Source organism: Denitromonas halophila (assembly GCF_007625155.1).
Lineage (GTDB): Bacteria > Pseudomonadota > Gammaproteobacteria > Burkholderiales > Rhodocyclaceae > Nitrogeniibacter > Nitrogeniibacter halophilus.
Window position 1 is genome coordinate 37,114 of the sequence record NZ_VMNK01000011.1, and the last position, 16,934, is coordinate 54,047.

At 60.3% G+C, this 16,934-nt stretch carries 16 protein-coding genes and 3 tRNA genes; 18 read left to right on the forward strand and 1 reads right to left on the reverse strand.

Translation table 11 applies throughout. From position 1 onward, the window contains the following. Positions 1 to 2 precede the first annotated feature (2 nt). From FHP91_RS12300 to pnp, 14 genes are all read left to right on the forward strand, one after another. Positions 3 to 635 (forward strand): L-threonylcarbamoyladenylate synthase, encoded by a 633-nt coding sequence (locus FHP91_RS12300; RefSeq protein ID WP_144173175.1) that lies wholly within the window; start codon positions 3 to 5, stop codon positions 633 to 635. Positions 636 to 682: 47 nt separating this feature from the next. Continuing rightward, positions 683 to 1,342, forward strand: coding sequence for a site-2 protease family protein (locus tag FHP91_RS12305; protein ID WP_144309889.1), 660 nt, complete (start codon positions 683 to 685; stop codon positions 1,340 to 1,342). Between the two features lie 8 nt (positions 1,343 to 1,350). After that, positions 1,351 to 2,553: a tryptophan--tRNA ligase gene (locus tag FHP91_RS12310; RefSeq protein WP_144309890.1), complete on the forward strand. Its 1,203-nt coding sequence runs from the start codon at positions 1,351 to 1,353 to the stop codon at positions 2,551 to 2,553. A 17-nt stretch (positions 2,554 to 2,570) separates the two neighbouring features. Beyond that, positions 2,571 to 3,425: a segregation and condensation protein A gene (locus tag FHP91_RS12315; protein WP_144309891.1), complete on the forward strand. Its 855-nt coding sequence runs from the start codon at positions 2,571 to 2,573 to the stop codon at positions 3,423 to 3,425. Continuing rightward, positions 3,403 to 3,984, forward strand: a complete 582-nt coding sequence (gene scpB / locus FHP91_RS12320; RefSeq protein WP_144309892.1) for an SMC-Scp complex subunit ScpB — start codon at positions 3,403 to 3,405, stop codon at positions 3,982 to 3,984. The genes FHP91_RS12315 and scpB overlap by 23 nt, the downstream gene beginning before the upstream one ends. Before the next feature lie 53 nt (positions 3,985 to 4,037). After that, positions 4,038 to 4,595 carry a hypothetical protein gene (locus FHP91_RS12325; protein WP_144309893.1) on the forward strand — a complete coding sequence of 186 codons (558 nt, stop codon included), beginning with the start codon at positions 4,038 to 4,040 and terminating at the stop codon, positions 4,593 to 4,595. A 218-nt stretch (positions 4,596 to 4,813) separates the two neighbouring features. Next, positions 4,814 to 5,581, forward strand: a complete 768-nt coding sequence (locus tag FHP91_RS12330) for a pseudouridine synthase (RefSeq protein WP_391527568.1) — start codon at positions 4,814 to 4,816, stop codon at positions 5,579 to 5,581. Positions 5,582 to 5,709: 128 nt separating this feature from the next. Then, on the forward strand, positions 5,710 to 6,144 hold the full coding sequence (gene rimP / locus FHP91_RS12335; protein WP_144173190.1) for a ribosome maturation factor RimP: 435 nt from the start codon (positions 5,710 to 5,712) through the stop codon (positions 6,142 to 6,144). A 24-nt stretch (positions 6,145 to 6,168) separates the two neighbouring features. After that, positions 6,169 to 7,641 carry a transcription termination factor NusA gene (nusA, locus tag FHP91_RS12340; protein ID WP_144173192.1) on the forward strand — a complete coding sequence of 491 codons (1,473 nt, stop codon included), beginning with the start codon at positions 6,169 to 6,171 and terminating at the stop codon, positions 7,639 to 7,641. 14 nt (positions 7,642 to 7,655) lie between these two features. Then, complete coding sequence (infB, locus tag FHP91_RS12345; RefSeq protein ID WP_144309895.1) at positions 7,656 to 10,508, forward strand: translation initiation factor IF-2; 2,853 nt, start codon at positions 7,656 to 7,658, stop codon at positions 10,506 to 10,508. Between the two features lie 12 nt (positions 10,509 to 10,520). After that, positions 10,521 to 10,907 (forward strand): 30S ribosome-binding factor RbfA, encoded by a 387-nt coding sequence (gene rbfA / locus FHP91_RS12350; protein WP_144173196.1) that lies wholly within the window; start codon positions 10,521 to 10,523, stop codon positions 10,905 to 10,907. Further along, positions 10,894 to 11,802 carry a tRNA pseudouridine(55) synthase TruB gene (truB, locus tag FHP91_RS12355; RefSeq protein ID WP_144309896.1) on the forward strand — a complete coding sequence of 303 codons (909 nt, stop codon included), beginning with the start codon at positions 10,894 to 10,896 and terminating at the stop codon, positions 11,800 to 11,802. The genes rbfA and truB overlap by 14 nt, the downstream gene beginning before the upstream one ends. Positions 11,803 to 11,912: 110 nt before the next feature. Beyond that, the gene (gene rpsO, locus FHP91_RS12360) at positions 11,913 to 12,182 is read left to right on the forward strand and encodes a 30S ribosomal protein S15 (RefSeq protein WP_144173201.1); all 270 of its coding nucleotides are present in this window, start codon (positions 11,913 to 11,915) and stop codon (positions 12,180 to 12,182) included. 168 nt (positions 12,183 to 12,350) lie between these two features. Beyond that, complete coding sequence (pnp, locus tag FHP91_RS12365) at positions 12,351 to 14,450, forward strand: polyribonucleotide nucleotidyltransferase (RefSeq protein ID WP_144309897.1); 2,100 nt, start codon at positions 12,351 to 12,353, stop codon at positions 14,448 to 14,450. Positions 14,451 to 14,541: 91 nt separating this feature from the next. Here pnp and dksA read toward each other — a convergent pair whose 3' ends face one another. Beyond that, the gene (gene dksA, locus FHP91_RS12370; protein ID WP_144173206.1) at positions 14,542 to 14,967 is read right to left on the reverse strand and encodes an RNA polymerase-binding protein DksA; all 426 of its coding nucleotides are present in this window, start codon (positions 14,965 to 14,967) and stop codon (positions 14,542 to 14,544) included. Between the two features lie 142 nt (positions 14,968 to 15,109). On the opposite strand from dksA, the gene FHP91_RS12375 reads away from it, so the two are divergent. The 4 genes from FHP91_RS12375 (at position 15,110) to FHP91_RS12390 (ending at position 16,927) form a co-directional block, all read left to right on the forward strand. After that, positions 15,110 to 15,186: transfer RNA gene (locus FHP91_RS12375), tRNA-Pro, on the forward strand. 25 nt (positions 15,187 to 15,211) lie between these two features. Further along, positions 15,212 to 15,288, forward strand: a tRNA-Arg gene (locus tag FHP91_RS12380). Between the two features lie 40 nt (positions 15,289 to 15,328). Further along, positions 15,329 to 15,404: transfer RNA gene (locus tag FHP91_RS12385), tRNA-His, on the forward strand. Between the two features lie 116 nt (positions 15,405 to 15,520). Continuing rightward, positions 15,521 to 16,927 (forward strand): AAA family ATPase, encoded by a 1,407-nt coding sequence (locus tag FHP91_RS12390; protein WP_144309898.1) that lies wholly within the window; start codon positions 15,521 to 15,523, stop codon positions 16,925 to 16,927. Positions 16,928 to 16,934: the final 7 nt, after the last annotated feature.

Here is a 16,934-nt window from a genome sequence, read left to right on the forward strand (position 1 = left end):
TCATGGCTCAGTTTTTTACCGTACACCCTGAACAACCACAGCCGCGCCTGATGCACCAGGCCGCGGAGATCATGCGTCGTGGCGGCCTGGTGGCCTTCCCGACCGATTCGGCCTACGCGCTTGGTGGGCACACGGGTGACGCCGGTTTGCTCGACCGCATTCGTCGTATCCGGAATGTGGACGAGCGCCATCACTTCACGCTGCTGTGCCGCGATCTGTCCGAGATTGGCACCTATGCACGTGTCGACAACGCGCAATACCGTCTGCTCAAAGCCACCACGCCGGGCCCCTACACCTTCATTCTTGAGGCGACCAAAGAACTGCCGCGTCGCCTGCTGCACCCCAAGCGCAAGACCATCGGTCTGCGTGTGCCGGAGCATCCCGTGGTGGCTGCGTTGCTCGAAGCGCTGGGCGAACCGATTCTGTCGTCGACGCTGATTTTGCCCGGAGACGATCTGCCGATGACCGATGCCGAGGACATCCGCGACCGCCTCAGTAAAGTGGTCGATCTGGTGATCGACAGCGGTGGCTGTCCGGGCGACCCGACCTCGGTGATTGACCTGAGCAGCGGCTCGCCTGAACTGGTGCGTGCCGGACGCGGCGACCTGTCACCATTTGGCCTGGATGCCGGCTGAGGCGGTGCGCTCTGTTACAATCGCCCGTTTTCTGACGCCGTGAGCGCATGCAAGAGTTGATTTCCACCGTGGCCATCTGGGCACTGCCCGTGATTCTGGCCATCACCTTGCACGAAGCCGCGCACGGTTATGTCGCGCGCTATTTTGGCGACCCGACGGCGGATCTCGCCGGCCGTATCAGCCTGAACCCCTTGCGTCATATCGACCCGGTCGGAACCATCCTCGTGCCGGGCGCGATTCTATTGATGAGCACCCTGGCAGGTGCCGGTGGCATGCTGTTTGGCTGGGCCAAGCCGGTGCCGGTGAGCTTCGGCCGCCTGCGCAATCCCAAGGCCGACATGTTGTGGGTGGCTGCGGCCGGGCCGGGCGCCAACCTGCTCATGGCACTGGCTTGGGCGGCCTTGCTGAAAGTAGCGATCGTCGCCCCGGCCTCGGCCTACACCTTGCCGATGGCACAGATGGCCGACGCCGGCATCCAGATCAACCTGATTCTGATGTTGCTCAACCTGCTGCCGATCCCGCCACTCGACGGCGGGCGAATTGCCGTGAGCCTGCTGCCGGCCAACCTGGCATGGAAGTTTGCCCGGCTTGAGCCGTACGGCTTTCCAATCCTTATCGTGTTGCTGATCTCCGGTGTGCTGGGGCGAATTCTTGGCCCCTTGATCGGTGTTTTCAGTTACTTTCTTGCTGTCATTTTTGGATTCTGAGTTCTCACATGTACGCAGAGCGCGTTCTTTCAGGTATGCGGCCGACCGGCCGACTTCATCTCGGCCACTATCACGGTGTGTTGAAAAACTGGGTCAAGCTGCAGTCCGAGTATCCCTGTCTGTTTTTCGTGGCCGACTGGCATGCCCTGACCACCAACTACGACAGCCCGTTGGTGATTGAAGAAAGTGTGTGGGATATGGTGATCGACTGGCTGGCCGCAGGCGTCGATCCGACCCAGGCCACCATCTTCATCCAGTCGCGCGTGCCTGAGCATGCAGAACTGCATTTGCTGTTGTCGATGATGTGCCCGTTGGGCTGGCTGGAGCGTGTGCCGACCTATAAAGATCAACAGGAAAAGCTGTCGGACAAGGATTTGTCCACCTACGGATTCCTCGGTTACCCCTTGCTGCAGTCGGCCGACATCCTGATTTACCGGGCTGACAAGGTGCCCGTGGGTGAAGATCAGGTCCCGCACGTTGAGCTGACCCGCGAGATCGCGCGCCGCTTCAATCACCTCTATGGCCGCGAGCCGGGCTTCGAAGACAAGGCACGCGAAGCGATTAAAAAGCTTGGGCGCAAACGCGCCAATCTCTACGACGAGCTGCGGACCCGCTTCCTGCAAGAAGGCGACACCGAGGCGCAAGACCAGGCCGAAGCCTTGATCGATGACTCGCAAAGCCTGAGCCATGGCGACCGCGAGCGTTTGTACGGCTTCCTCGACGGCGGCGGCAAGATGATTCTGGCCGAGCCGGGCGCCTTGCTGACCGAAGCCGCGCGTATGCCGGGGCTGGACGGGCAGAAGATGTCCAAGTCTTACGGCAACACCATCTTTTTGCGTGAAGACACCGAGTCGGTCACCAAAAAGATTCGCACCATGCAGACCGACCCGGCGCGTGTTCGGCGCACCGATCCGGGTGATCCGGAAAAATGTCCGGTCTGGCAGTTTCACAAGATCTACACTGACGCCGGCACGCACGATTGGGTGCAGAAAGGTTGCACGAGCGCGGGCATTGGTTGCCTCGACTGCAAGCAGCCGGTGCTCGAAGCGATCCAGAAAGAACAGGACGTCATGCGTGAGCGTGCTCAGCCGTACCTGGATGATCCGTCCCTGGTGCGCAATATTGTTGCGGATGGCAACGAGCGCGCACGCAAACTGGCGCAGGAAACCATGCGCGATGTTCGCGACGCCATGGGTCTGGGGTATAGCTAAGTTGCCGGGGTGGCCCGATGATTGACTCGGTGTTGCCCGTCGAAACGGCTGAACTACCACTCGCGCCGGAGGATACGCCGGCGCAGCGCGCCGCTGTTGCTCGCCTGTATGGTGAGCCCATGCTCAAACTGCCGGCCGATTTGTATATTCCGCCGGAGGCGCTCGAGGTGTTTCTCGACGCCTTCGAGGGGCCGCTGGATTTGCTGTTGTATCTGTTCCGAAAAGCGAATATCGACGTCCTCGACATCCCGATGGCGCCGCTGACCGCCCAGTATCTGAAGTATGTTGAGGCGATGCGCCGGCACAATCTGGAGCTGGCCGCGGATTATTTGCTGATTGCCGCGATGCTGCTCGAGATCAAATCGCGCATGTTGTTGCCAAAATCACCACGGGTGGTCGAAGAAGAAGACGATCCGCGTGCAGAATTGGTGCGGCGACTGCTAGACTACGAACAGATGAAGCTGGCTGCCCTGAAACTGGACGCCACGCCGCGGGTCGGCCGGGATATTGAATGGGTCGGCATTTTTGTCGCGGAGAAAGTCGTCGAGCGCTTGCCGGACGTTGGCTTGCACGACTTGCAACTGGCCTGGCTGCGGATCACGCGTCAAGCCAAACTGACCCAGCATCACCACATTCGCAAGGAAAGTCTTTCGGTGCGCGAGCACATGAGCCGCATCCTGCGTTGTCTGCACGGTGGTGAGTTTGTGGTTTTCGATACCTTGTTTGATCCGACCAAAGGCGCTGCGCATCTGGTGGTGAGTTTTTTGGCGATGCTCGAACTGGTCAAGGAAAGGCTGGTTCAGATCACGCAAACTGCCGGGTTTTCGCCGATATACGTGAAGCTGAACGATGCAGGAACCGAGCACGCCTGAGGAGTACACCCGGATTCTTGAAGCGGCTTTGCTGTCGGCAAGCGAACCGAGATCGGTCTCGGCCTTGCGACAGCTGTTTGCGGAGGACCCGGGCAGCGACATGGTGCGTCGTCTGCTTGAAGCCTTGCGCGAGCAGTGGCAGGGGCGTGGCGTTGAGCTGGTGCAGATTGCCTCGGGCTGGCGCTTCCAGACCCGGCCGGAGATTCAGGTCTTCCTGGATCGCTTGAAAGACGAAAAGCCGCCGAAGTACTCACGGGCGGTGCTCGAGACGCTGGCCATCATTGCCTATCGCCAGCCAGTGACTCGGGGTGATATCGAAGATATTCGCGGTGTTGCGGTATCCACCAACGTTATCAAAACGCTTGAATCGCGTGGCTGGATTGATGCGGTGGGCTATCGGGACACCCCCGGTCGTCCCGCGCTTCTGGCGACGACCCGTCGATTTCTCGACGAGCTTGGGCTGCGAAGCCTGACGGAGTTGCCTCCGTTGACTGAAATTGAAAGGATGATGGATCTTGTCGAACTCCCAGAAACCCAACCCGCAACCGACGCAGAATAACGACTCGAGCAGTGCCGGCGATGCGCCCAAAGAGGGGCGCCGCAGGCGGCCTCGTGGTGAATCGCGTGCGGCGGGAGACGGGCAGCAAGCGCCGCAGGCGCAAGGTGGTGGTGATCGGCCCGAAGCGGACGGCAACCGGCCGCCGCGCGGCAAATCGCGCAATCGTTCTGGCGGTGGTCGTGGCCCGCGTGGCGACAAGAGCGCAGGAAATTCCGGCGAAGCTCAACAAGCCCCGCAAAGCGGTGGTGAGCGGCCTGAAGCGGACGGCAACCGGCCGCCGCGTGGCAAGTCGCGCAACCGTTCTGGCGGTGGCCGTGGCCCGCGTGGCGACAAGAGCGCGGGAAATTCCGGTGATGGTCAGCAAGCCCCGCGCGGAGGCGGTGATCGGCCCGAACCCGACGGTAATCGGCCGCCGCGAGGCAACTCACGCAATCGTTCCGGTAGTGGCCGTGGGCCGCGAGGCGACAAGGGGCAGGGCAATGCTGGCAACGGCCAGGAAGCCAATGGCAACCGGGCGCCGCGTGGCAATCAAGCTCAGAATGCGGGCGGCGGTGGTCGGGCTCGCCAGCGCTCCGGTGGCGCGCCGGCGAGCGGTGATGGCGCCGAGGTGAACGGTAATGTTGCGCCTCGCGGCGGTCCGCGTCAGCGGCCGTCCGGCGCCGGGGGTGGTCGCGGTGGTAGCGGTAGTCAGCACCGGTCAGGCCCGCAGGGCGAAGCCAACGGGAACGTTGTCGGAGCAGGCCATCAAGGCAAGCCGCGCGCAGCGGCTGGTCGGGGTGGGCAGAGCGCGAAAGGTCAGGGCGGGCGTCGTGTGCCCGAGCAGTTTGCCGTGCCTGAGCGATTGAACAAGGCGCTGGCCTCGATCGGCGTGGCTTCGCGGCGCGAGATTGAAGAAATGATCATCGCGGGGCGTATCTCGGTTAACGAAGAGCCTGCCGCCATTGGCCAGAAAGTGACGCCCATGGATCGTATTCGGGTCAATGGCAAGCTTGTGCAACTGCGTTTCGAAACCAAGGTGCCTCGGGTGCTGATGTATCACAAGCCCGAAGGCGAGATCGTCTCGCGGGACGACCCCGAAGGGCGAACGACGGTTTTCGAGCAATTGCCCAAGTTGCGCCACGGTCGCTGGGTTGCCGTGGGTCGCCTGGATTTCAATACCTCGGGTTTGCTGTTGTTTACCGATGATGGCGCCTTGGCCAATCGGCTGATGCACCCGCGCTACGAAATGGAGCGTGAATACGCGGTGCGGCTGCTCGGAACCTTGACCGATGAGCAGATCGCCTTGCTCAAGAACGGTATTGAGCTGGGCGACGGTACGGCGCGCTTCACCAGTGTGGTGGATCGCGGCGGCGAAGGCTCAAATCATTGGTATCACGTGGTCTTGTCCGAAGGGCGGAACCGCGAGGTGCGCCGCATGTTCGAAGCGCTTCAATTGACCGTCAGTCGATTGATGCGTGTGCGCTATGGCCCCGTGCTGATGCCCTCGCGTTTGAAGCGGGGTCAGGTCGAAAACCTGGAAGAGGCGCTGGTGTGCCAGCTGGCCGGCATTGAAGCACCCAAAGCGGTGCCGAGCAAAGGGCGCCGTTCGCGACGCTGAAATTGCTTGAGGGCATGTAAGTGGTTATAATCGGAGAGTTTTGGTGGCTCCATGCCGCCAAAACACCGATTTCCAGTTGAAACGATGGGGATGGGCGTAAGCCCATTTTTTTATTTTTGGGCGCGAAAATGGATCTGGCAGGCTTTGTTGAACAGGTGGTTACGGGTTTGGGCTACGAGTTGGTTGACGTGGAAATGTCGCCTCGTGCCCGGCTGTTGCGCGTACTCATCGATGTGCCGCGAGGCATCACGGTGGACGATTGCGCCACCGTCAGCAATCAACTGACCCGGGTCTTTGAGGTCGAGAATATCGACTACGACCGTCTGGAAGTGTCTTCGCCCGGCCTGGATCGCCCGCTCAAGAAGGCGGCCGATTTCGAGCGCTTTGCGGGTGAGACCATCCAGTTGCGCACGCATCTGCCATTGAACAACGGGAATCAACGAAATTTTTCAGGCGTGCTGAAGGGCTTTGCCGACGGGAAGGTGTTGCTGGCGCAAGATGCTGGTGTGCTGGAAATCCCGCTCGAGGAAGTCGAGAAAGCACGTCTGGTGCCCCAATTTTGAGCTTCGGTCTGGAGGTTTGATTACATGAGCCGCGAAATTCTGCTGCTTGTCGACGCACTGGCGCGTGAAAAGAATGTTTCGAAGGACATCGTGTTCGCTGCGCTGGAGTTGGCGCTCGCCTCTGCCACCAAGAAACGCATTCACGATGATGCCGATGTGCGCGTGACGATCGACCGTGAGACGGGCGATTACGAGTCCTTCCGTCGCTGGGAGGTTCTGCCCGATGCAGAGGTAGAGAACGATGAGGCCCAAATGGGTCTGATCGATGCACGTGAAGAGGTCTCCGACATTGAAGTCGGCGAGTTCATCGAAGAGCCGCTGGAGCCGATCGACTTCGGCCGGATCGGCGCGCAGGCGGCCAAGCAGGTCATTCTGCAGAAGATCCGCGACGCCGAGCGCGAGCAAGTGCTCAACGATTTCCTTGAGCGCAAGGAATTCCTGGTCAGCGGCACGATCAAGCGGATGGAGCGCGGCAACGCGATCATCGAGGTCGGTCGTCTGGAGGCCTTGTTGCCGCGTGATCAGATGATCCAGAAGGAAAACCTGCGCATCGGTGATCGCGTCAAGGCCTACTTGCTGCGCATCGATCGCAATGCGCGCGGGCCGCAGCTGATCCTGTCGCGCACCGCGCCGGAATTCCTGATGAAGCTGTTCGAACTCGAAGTGCCTGAGATCGAAGACGGCTTGCTGGAAACCAAGGCGTGTGCGCGTGACCCCGGGCTGCGTGCAAAAATCGCCGTTCAGGCGCACGATCAGCGGATCGATCCGATTGGTACGTGCGTCGGTTTGCGCGGTTCGCGTGTGACTGCAGTGCGTAACGAAATCGGCGGCGAGCAGATTGACATCATCGTCTGGTCGCCGGATCCGGCCCAGTTTGTGATTGCCGCGTTGCAACCGGCCGAAGTGAGTTCCATCGTCGTTGACGAAGAAACCCACGCCATGGATGTGGTGGTCGACGAAAACAATCTGGCGATCGCCATTGGCCGTAGTGGTCAGAACGTCAAGCTGGCGTCTGAACTCACTGGCTGGTCGATCAATCTGATGAGCGAGGAAGAGTCAGCGCAGCGTGCGGATGTCGAGCGCGGTGGCTTGCGCACCTTGTTCATGGAGCGTCTGGACGTGGACGAAGAAGTGGCTGACATTCTGATCGATGAAGGCTTTACTTCCTTGGAAGAGATCGCCTACGTGCCGCTGTCCGAGATGCTTGAAATTGAAGCGTTTGATGAAGATACGGTCAACGAATTGCGCAACCGTGCACGAAACGTTTTGCTGACCGAAGCGATTGTGACTGAAGAGAAGCTGGAAACCGTTTCCGAAGACTTGATCGGCCTGGATGGCATGGACAAGGATCTGGCGGCGGCTCTGGCAAGCCATGGGGTGCGGACACGCGATGAACTCGCGGATCTGGCGACCGACGAACTGGTGGAGATGACCGGGATCGATGAGTCCCGTGCTGTTGCGCTGATTACCGTCGCGCGCGCGCACTGGTTCGAGTAAGGCAAGGGGGGAAGATGGAACAAATTACAGTGACACAGTTTGCCGGCGAGTTGAAAATGCCGGCAGCCTTGCTGCTCGAGCAGTTGAATAAGGCCGGTGTGAGTATTGCGGATGCAAATGGTCAGCTGACCGAGCAAGACAAGACCAAGCTGCTGGACTACCTGCGGCGTTCGCATGGCGAAGACAAGACCAAATCCAAGATCACGCTGACCCGCAAGGAAACCAGCGAAATCAAGGCAACGGACTCGACCGGTCGCGCACGCACGGTTCAAGTGGAAGTGCGTAAAAAGCGTGTTTTCGTGAAGCGTGATGAACTCGTGGCCGAAGCCGAGGCCCGCAAGGACACCGAGGCGGAAGTGGCGGCGGAAGTCGACGCTGATGCTGTTGCTGGTACCGAACCCCCCGTGCTTGAAGCCGAACCGACGCAAGTTGTCGAGCCGGTGGCTGCTGAGCCTGTCGTTGAAGTCGTCGAGCCCGTGGTTGAAGTGCCTGAGCCGGTCGTTGCCGCTCAAGAGGCGCCCGCCGCAGTCGAGGCAGAAAAGGCCCCTGAGCCTGCTGCGTCTAAGGCGCCGGTGAGTGAAACGCCCGCTGCGGTCAAGAGCGAACCGGTTAAAGGCAAAACGGCCAAGGCGGACGAACCGGCTGATAAGGCTGCGCCCGCCACGACAACCAAGCGTCGTGTTCGCCGCGTTCAGATTTCTGAGCTGCTCGACCCCGCCGAAATCCAGGCTCGGGAGAATGAGTCTCGCCGGCATTCCGATCTGCTTGCACGACAAGTGGCTGATCGCCAGGCACGCGAAGAGCGTGAAGTGGCGGCGCGTGCTGCTGCCGAGCGTGCCAAACTCGAAGCTGCCGAAGGTGCAAAGGCCAAAGCCAAAGGTGCGGATGCTCATACGCTGCATAAACCGCAGAAAGAAGAGGCCGGTCGCAAGGACGCCAACGCTGGCGAGGGCGCAAAGCGCCGCACGCTGAAAACACGTGGCGCCGATACGCCGGCAGGTACGACCAGCAACTGGCGTGGTGGCAAGCGCAGCGGCGGTGGTCGTAATTCCCGCAATCAGCGTGATCAGCAGCAGACCAGTACCAACTTCAAGGCGCCGGTGGATCCGGTGGTGCACGACGTGCATGTCCCAGAGACGATTTCCGTTGCCGATCTCGCGCACAAGATGGCGATCAAGGCGACGGAGGTTATCAAGGCGCTGATGAAGATGGGTTCGATGGTGACCATCAACCAGGTGCTTGATCAGGAAACGGCAATGATCATCGTCGAGGAAATGGGCCACAAGGCGCATGCCGCGAAGCTCGATGATCCTGACGCCTTTCTGGAAGAGTCCGAAGATCACAAAGACGTCCCGCTGGAGCCGCGCGCACCAGTGGTGACCGTCATGGGTCACGTCGATCACGGTAAAACCTCCTTGCTTGACCGGATTCGTGTTGCCAAGGTCGCCTCGGGCGAAGCTGGTGGTATTACCCAGCACATCGGCGCCTACCACGTCGAAACTGATCGCGGCATGATTACCTTCCTGGATACCCCGGGTCACGAGGCCTTTACGGCCATGCGTGCGCGTGGTGCCAAGGCAACCGACATCGTGGTTCTGGTGGTCGCAGCCGATGACGGCGTGATGCCGCAAACCAAGGAAGCAATCCACCACGCGCAAGCCGCTGGCGTGCCGCTGGTGGTTGCGGTCAACAAGATCGACAAGCCCGAAGCCAACCCCGAGCGCGTCAAGCAAGAACTGGTGTCCGAGGGCGTGATGCCGGAAGAGTACGGCGGCGAGGTGATGTTCGTCTCGGTGTCGGCCAAGACCGGCGCTGGCATTGATGACCTGCTCGAAGCGATTCTGCTCCAGGCCGAAGTGCTTGAACTGAATGCGCAATACGAGGCGCCCGCCAAGGGCCTGATCGTTGAAGCGCGCCTGGACAAAGGCCGTGGCGCGGTGGCGTCGCTGCTGGTGCAGTCGGGTACCTTGCGCAAAGGTGATGTGATGCTTGTCGGTGCGACCTTTGGTCGTATTCGCGCCATGCTGGATGAGAACGGTAAGCCGGTCGAATCGGCAGGTCCGTCGATTCCGGTGGAGATTCTCGGTCTGTCGGATGTGCCGGCCGCCGGCGACGAAGCCATTGTGCTCGCCGATGAGCGCAAGGCACGCGAAATTGCATTGTTTCGTCAAGGCAAGTTCCGCGACGTCAAGCTGGCCAAACAACAGGCGTCCAAGCTTGAAAACATGCTTGAGCAGATGTCCGAAGGCGAAGTCAAAACGCTGCCGCTCATCATCAAGGCAGATGTTCAAGGCTCGCAAGAAGCGCTGGTGCACGCCTTGCAGAAGTTGTCGACCGACGAAGTGCGCGTCAAGGTTATTCACGGTGCGGTCGGTGCCATTACCGAATCCGATGTGAACCTGGCACAGGCGTCCGGTGGCGTGATCATCGGCTTCAATACTCGTGCTGATGCCAAGGCGCGCAATCTGGCCGAGAATTTCGGTGTGGATCTGCGTTACTACAACATCATTTACGACGCTGTCGATGAAGTGAAGTCGGCGTTGTCGGGTATGTTGGCGCCGGAGAAGCGCGAAGAAGTGATCGGTATGGTCGAAGTCCGTCAGGTCTTCACCGTGTCGAAGGTCGGTACCATCGCGGGTTGCTATGTGCTCGAAGGTGTCGTCAAGCGCGGTTCCAAAGTGCGTCTGCTCCGCAACAACGTGGTGGTTCACACCGGCGAACTGGAGTCGCTCAAGCGCTTCAAGGACGATGTGAAAGAAGTGAAGTCGGCGTTCGAGTGCGGTCTGTCGCTCAAGAACTTCAACGATCTTCAGGAAGGTGACCACCTGGAAATCTTCGAAGTGCGCGAAGTCGCGCGTTCGCTGTAATCCGGAGTTCGAATGGCGAAGGATTATTCACGGGCAATGCGGGTTGGCGAGCAAATGCGTCGCGAGCTGGCCGAGTTGCTGCGAATGGAGGTGAAAGATCCGAGGATCGGCTTCATCTCCCTGACCGAAGTGCATGTGACGCCCGATTTCGCGCATGCCAAGGTCTACTTCACATCGATGACCGGCGCCGAAGGCGTGGATGAAATCCTTGCCGGTTTGCGCCGTGCATCGGGTTTCCTGCGTCGCGAGCTTGCGCGCCGGATCCGGATTCACTCCTCGCCCGAGTTGCATTTTATTTATGACGCTTCCGTTGAACGTGGTGCGCAGTTGTCGGCGTTGATCGACAAGGCGGTGCACGAAGATGAAGCGCGTTCCAAGTCGTCGGATGAAGAAGACTGAACGGCCACCCCGTCGGCGCGATCCGGTCGATGGGGTGTTGTTGCTGGATAAGCCGCAGGGCATCAGTTCCAACGCCGCATTGCAGCGCGCCAGGAACGCGCTGGGTGCTGCAAAAGCCGGACATACCGGCACGCTGGACCCGATGGCAACCGGCTTGCTGCCACTGGCCTTTGGCGAGTCGACAAAGTTCTCGCAGGCCTTGCTCGATGCCGACAAAGGCTACGAGGCGACGGTGAAACTCGGCATGACGACGACCACGGGCGATGCTGAAGGTGAGGTCGTTGCGTCTCAAGATGTGGTGTTCAGCGCGGAGCAAATCATCGCGGCAGCGATGGCGTTCGTCGGTGAGATGGAGCAGTTGCCACCGATGTATTCGGCGCTCAAGCATGCTGGCAAGCCGCTATATGCCTACGCTCGCGAAGGCATCGACATTGAGCGAAAGCGTCGGCGTATCGTGATTTATTCGCTTGATTGCGAGCCGACGGCGCCCGATGTGTTTGTGATGCGTGTGCGTTGCAGCAAAGGGACTTATATTCGCACTTTGGCGGAAGATATCGGCGCCTGCCTGGGGTGTGGCGCACATTTGACGGCCTTGCGGCGTACTTCGATTGGTGCATTTTCTATCGAAAACGCGGTGTCGCTGGATGCCGTGGAGGCGGAGAGTATTGAGTCCGCTCGTGCGATGCTGCAGCCAATTGATTGCCTGATCGGTGAGCTTCCGTGTTTGCCGTTGGACGCGGCGCAGGCGCGCCAGCTTTGCCATGGGCAGACGGTCGCACTGGAGCACCGTGTGGCGGGGTCTTACCGGGTCTATCAATCAGCACGCTTTCTGGGCCTCGGCGAGGTCGATGAAGGTGGTGTTCTATCGTCGCGGCGCTTGGTCGTCACGGCGTGATCGTGTATCTTCGACGATCAAAACCGTCGTAGAAACTTGAACTTACGGTGGGGCATCGTTATAATCCCCGCTTTTCCGAAAACCAGAATTCAACCAAAGAGTAACGTTACATGGCTCTCGATACAGCACAGACAGCGCAGATTGTTGGTGATTTCCAGCGCGCACCGGGCGATACGGGGTCTCCTGAAGTTCAGGTGGCACTGCTGACTGCCCGCATCAATGGCCTGACCGGCCACTTCAAAGCGAACGCAAAGGATCATCACTCCCGCCGCGGTCTGCTCAAGATGGTGAGCTTGCGTCGTAAGCTGCTTGATTACCTGAAGCGCACGAATGCCGATGCATACCGTGCTCTGATTGAGCGCCTCGGTCTGCGTAAGTAAGCGGATGGTGCCCATGGCGACTGCGTCAGCAGCGTCTGCCAGCCGCATTGAAAGCCGGTGTGAGCCTTGCGGCCGCGCCGGCTTTTGTCATTGTCTCTCCCGATTTCACTCAAAGCGCAAAGAAACCCGGCAGTTGTCGCCTGCTGCCTAACTTGAAAGGAAAGTGCCTTGCCTAACGCAATCAAGAAATCATTCGCGTACGGTGCTCATACCGTCACGCTCGAAACGGGCGAAGTCGCTCGTCAAGCCGGCGGTGCAGTCATCGTCAATATCGATGACACCGTGGTGCTCGCCACTGTTGTCGCCGCCAAGTCGGCCCGTCCGGGTCAGGACTTTTTCCCGCTGACCGTCGACTATCAGGAAAAGACCTATTCTGCCGGCAAGATCCCCGGTGGCTTTTTCAAGCGCGAGGGTCGCCCCTCCGAGAAAGAGATCCTGACCTGCCGTCTGGTTGATCGTCCGATCCGTCCGCTGTTCCCGGAAGGCTTCTACAACGAAGTTCAGGTCATCCTGACCGTGCTCTCGCTGAATCCGGAAGTTGATCCGGACATCCCGGCAATGATCGGCGCGTCCGCCGCGCTGGCGATTTCCGGCGTGCCCTTCAATGGCCCGATCGGCGCCTGCCGCGTCGGCTACATCGACGGTCAGTACATTCTGAACCCGACCACGACACAGTTGGTCGAGAGTAAGCTGAATCTCGTGGTCGCCGGCACCCAAGCCGCCGTGCTGATGGTTGAATCCGAGGCCCAGCAGCTGTCCGAAGAAGTCATGCTCGGTGCTGTGGTGTTTGGTCACGAGCAGATGGCAGCGGCCATCAATGCCATCAATGAACTGGTTGAAGTCGCTGGTAAGCCCGCCTGGGACTGGCAGGCGCCGCCGGCCAACGAGGCCCTGATCGCACGCTTGAACGAAGCCGTGCAAGCCGACATTGACGCCGCATTCAACGTGACCGACAAGCAGGCACGGACCGCTCAGATCAACGACGTTCGCAAGAAAGCCATCGCGCTGGTGTGCGACGGTAGCGACGACGCGCCGACCGAGAACGAAGTCAAAGATCTGCTGCACAACATGGAAGCGTCCGTGGTTCGCGGTCGCATCCTGAGTGGCGCGCCGCGTATCGACGGCCGCGACACCCGCACCGTTCGCCCGATCGACATTCGCACTGGCGTGCTGCCCCGTGCCCACGGTTCGGCACTGTTCACCCGGGGTGAAACCCAGGCGCTGGTCGTCGCCACGCTGGGTACCAGCCGTGACGAGCAGATCATCGACGCGCTGGCCGGTGAGTACCGCGACCGCTTCCTGCTGCACTACAACTTCCCGCCGTTCGCTACCGGCGAAACCGGCCGCGTCGGTACGCCGAAGCGCCGCGAAATTGGCCACGGCCGACTCGCCAAGCGCGCGCTGGCTGCCGTGCTGCCGACGGCTGAAGACTTTGCCTACACCGTGCGTGTGGTGTCGGAAATCACCGAATCCAACGGCTCCAGCTCGATGGCGTCGGTGTGCGGTGGTTCGCTGGCCATGATGGACGCCGGCGTGCCGTTGAGCGACCACGTGGCAGGTATCGCCATGGGCCTGATCAAGGACGGCAACCGCTTCGCTGTGCTGACCGACATCCTTGGTGACGAAGATCACCTCGGCGACATGGACTTCAAGGTCGCCGGTACCGAGAACGGCGTGACTGCACTGCAGATGGACATCAAGATCCAGGGCATCACCAAGGAAATCATGCAGGTCGCGTTGGCCCAGGCCAAGGAAGGCCGGGATCACATACTGAACCTGATGAAGCAGTCGCTTGATTCGCACCGCGGTGAAGTTTCTGAATTCGCGCCGCGCATGATCACCATGAAGATCAATCCGGAAAAGATCCGCGACGTGATCGGCAAGGGCGGTTCGGTGATTCGCGCGCTGCAGGAAGAGACCGGCACGGTCATCGAGATTCAGGACGACGGCAATATCACGATTTCGTCGGTCAGCGTCGAAGGCGCAAAAGCCGCTCAGGCCAAGATCGAAGCCATTACGGTGGAAGTCGAAGTCGGCAAGGTCTACGAAGGCGCCGTGGTGCGCATTCTGGACTTCGGTGCCATTGTGAATGTGCTGCCGGGTCGCGATGGTCTGCTGCACGTGTCGCAGATCGCCAACGAGCGGGTCGAGAAGGTGACCGACTACGTCAACGAAGGCGATGTGGTGAAAGTCAAAGTGCTGGAGACGGACGACCGTGGTCGTATCCGTTTGAGCATGAAGGCCGTCCAGAACGAAACCGCCGAGTAATCGACGGTCGGACATGAAAAGAGGCACCCGCGGGTGCCTCTTTTTTTATCTGCGGCCGCTTGAACGGCGATGCGAAAAACGCCCGAAAGGCTTATTTGGCCACTTGGCGCTCGCGCATTTCCTCAAGGGTCTTGCAGTCGATGCACATGGTCGCCGTCGGGCGCGCTTCCAGGCGCTTTAGGCCGATTTCGACGCCACAGCTATCGCAATAGCCATATTCACCGGATTCGATGCGGCCCAGGGCCTCGTCGATCTTTTTGATGAGTTTGCGCTCACGGTCCCGGTTGCGCAGTTCGAGCGCAATATCGGACTCCTGACTGGCGCGGTCATTGGGGTCGGCGAACACGGTCGCTTCGTCCTGCATGGTGTGAACCGTCCGTTCGATATCGTCCATCAGCTCGGACTTCACACTACTGAGGATTTCGCGAAAATGCGCCTGCTGTTTCTCGCTCATATATTCTTCACCTTTGGTGGGAACATAAGGCGGGAACTGTTTGTGCAGTGTGTCGTCAGCCATGCCGTCGTACTCGTGGATGTGTGAAGGCGATTTAATAGCAGAAAGCAGCAGGGGCCGCAAGTAAAGCGCGTTTGCCGGTGAAAACGGTACAAAAAAATGTGTTTGACGCCTTTCCAGAGTCTGTGTAATATTCGCGCCTTCTCGGGGTGTAGCGCAGTCCGGTAGCGCGCTTGCTTTGGGAGCAAGATGTCGGGGGTTCGAATCCCTCCACCCCGACCAGGCTCACCCCGATTGCCCGGCGAATCTGCCCGTAGCTCAATTGGATAGAGCACCGGCCTTCTAAGCCGGGGGTTGCAGGTTCGATCCCTGCCGGGCAGACCAGGTTATTCAACCGGTGCGAAAGCGCCGGTGACAGAAAGTGGCGGCATTAGCTCAGTTGGTAGAGCATTGGATTGTGATTCCAAGGGTCACCGGTTCGAAACCGGTATGTCGCCCCAAAAACAAAAAGGCCTCCGCGAATGCGGGGGCCTTTTTCTTTGCTGCTTGCGTGTCGGTGTTTTTCTGGTTGCCGTGCGTCAAGACAGAAGGCGGGTCCGGTGTTTATCATCGGTGAATGATCTCCGCGTCTACGCACTCCCAATTGACCCTGCGTCTGAAGCGCATTCTCGATCAGCTCTCGGAGGGGTTGGTCGAGCGCGACACCTTGGCACGACGCGTTCTGCTGGCTGCACTTGCCGGTGAGCATTCGCTGCTGATCGGCCCGCCGGGCACGGCCAAGAGCGCCCTGGCCAGACGTTTGCACCTGGCGTTTTCGGACGGCCGGTATTTTGAGCGTTTGCTCACCCGGTTCTCCGTGCCCGAGGAGCTGTTCGGCCCCTTGTCGATCAGCGCACTGGAGCAGGATCGCTATGAGCGGCATGTTGCCGGCTTTTTGCCCGATGCCAGCATTGCCTTCATCGATGAAGTGTTCAAGGCCAACAGCGCCATTCTTAACGCCTTGCTGACGCTCTTGAACGAGCGTGAGTTCGACAACGGTGCGGGGCGGATTCGCTGTCCGCTGGTGTCGGTGGTCGGCGCCACCAATGCGGTGCCGGACGATGAAGTGGCCGAGGCGTTTTTTGATCGATTCCTGATGCGCTTGCCGGTCGAGCCAGTCAGTACGGGGAGGTTCGCCCAGTTGCTCGCCTCGCCTACCGATACCGGGATGGCACCGTTCGCCGAGCGCTTGTCGCGCGAGGATCTCGCGTGGCTGGCTTCAGTTACCGCCGAGGTGCGCGTTCCCGATACCGTCATCGCCTTGCTGGGGCAGCTTCGCAGTGCGCTGGATGAGATGACGGTGAGTGTGTCGGACCGGCGCTGGGTCAAAGTGGTGTACTTGCTCAAGACCGCCGCGGCGACTGAGGCGCGTGCTGACGTGTCGATGTGGGACCTGTCGTTGCTGCCCGCGTGTCTCGGTGCCGATCGTGAATCGCAACATCAGATCGCGACCTGGCTGCTCGATCGTCTGGGGATTCGGATGGCCATCTCGCCGCCTCGCCTCACCCGCGTGGTCGAGGCCTTCGAGGCACAGTTGGCGGCTGAACTCAAGGCCAATGACCTGGACTATGACGCCGACGGCCGCCTGCGCTTCTCGGCCGGCGATCTGGCGCATGAGGTGGGTGACGCCAAGGGCGGGGCGGGCGCATTGCGGATGACGTATCAGCGCAAGCGCCGTTACGGCGAGGTGCACATCGAGGCGCGCACTGCGCAGGTCGATGCGCTGATTGCGCGTATCGCGCGCTATGCGGCGGAGGTGCAGGCCCAGGCCGAGGATCTCGCGCAATACGCCACCGCGAGCTTGTGGATGGATCCCGCCTTCGCCGATGCCGCCCGGAATCGCCTTGACGGCACCGTGCTGGCGATTGCCGCACTTCGCGAGCGTGCGATGACGGCCCGTGCCGGCTTCGAGGCGCTGCCGCGACTGGCCGACGGACAAGGGACTGCCCCCGACCCCGTCGTTCACGACGCCTGGGACGATTGAGGTCTCC

Bases quoted from the DNA above. Each gene is read 5' to 3' on its own strand.
- FHP91_RS12300 (WP_144173175.1), top strand. From the start codon at position 3: ATGGCTCAGTTTTTTACCGTACACCCTGAACAACCACAGCCGCGCCTG.
- FHP91_RS12305 (WP_144309889.1), top strand. From the start codon at position 683: ATGCAAGAGTTGATTTCCACCGTGGCCATCTGGGCACTGCCCGTGATT.
- FHP91_RS12310 (WP_144309890.1), top strand. From the start codon at position 1,351: ATGTACGCAGAGCGCGTTCTTTCAGGTATGCGGCCGACCGGCCGACTT.
- FHP91_RS12315 (WP_144309891.1), top strand. From the start codon at position 2,571: ATGATTGACTCGGTGTTGCCCGTCGAAACGGCTGAACTACCACTCGCG.
- scpB (WP_144309892.1), top strand. From the start codon at position 3,403: ATGCAGGAACCGAGCACGCCTGAGGAGTACACCCGGATTCTTGAAGCG.
- rimP (WP_144173190.1), top strand. From the start codon at position 5,710: ATGGATCTGGCAGGCTTTGTTGAACAGGTGGTTACGGGTTTGGGCTAC.
- nusA (WP_144173192.1), top strand. From the start codon at position 6,169: ATGAGCCGCGAAATTCTGCTGCTTGTCGACGCACTGGCGCGTGAAAAG.
- infB (WP_144309895.1), top strand. From the start codon at position 7,656: ATGGAACAAATTACAGTGACACAGTTTGCCGGCGAGTTGAAAATGCCG.
- rbfA (WP_144173196.1), top strand. From the start codon at position 10,521: ATGGCGAAGGATTATTCACGGGCAATGCGGGTTGGCGAGCAAATGCGT.
- truB (WP_144309896.1), top strand. From the start codon at position 10,894: ATGAAGAAGACTGAACGGCCACCCCGTCGGCGCGATCCGGTCGATGGG.
- rpsO (WP_144173201.1), top strand. From the start codon at position 11,913: ATGGCTCTCGATACAGCACAGACAGCGCAGATTGTTGGTGATTTCCAG.
- dksA (WP_144173206.1), bottom strand. From the start codon at position 14,967: ATGGCTGACGACACACTGCACAAACAGTTCCCGCCTTATGTTCCCACC.
- FHP91_RS12390 (WP_144309898.1), top strand. From the start codon at position 15,521: ATGATCTCCGCGTCTACGCACTCCCAATTGACCCTGCGTCTGAAGCGC.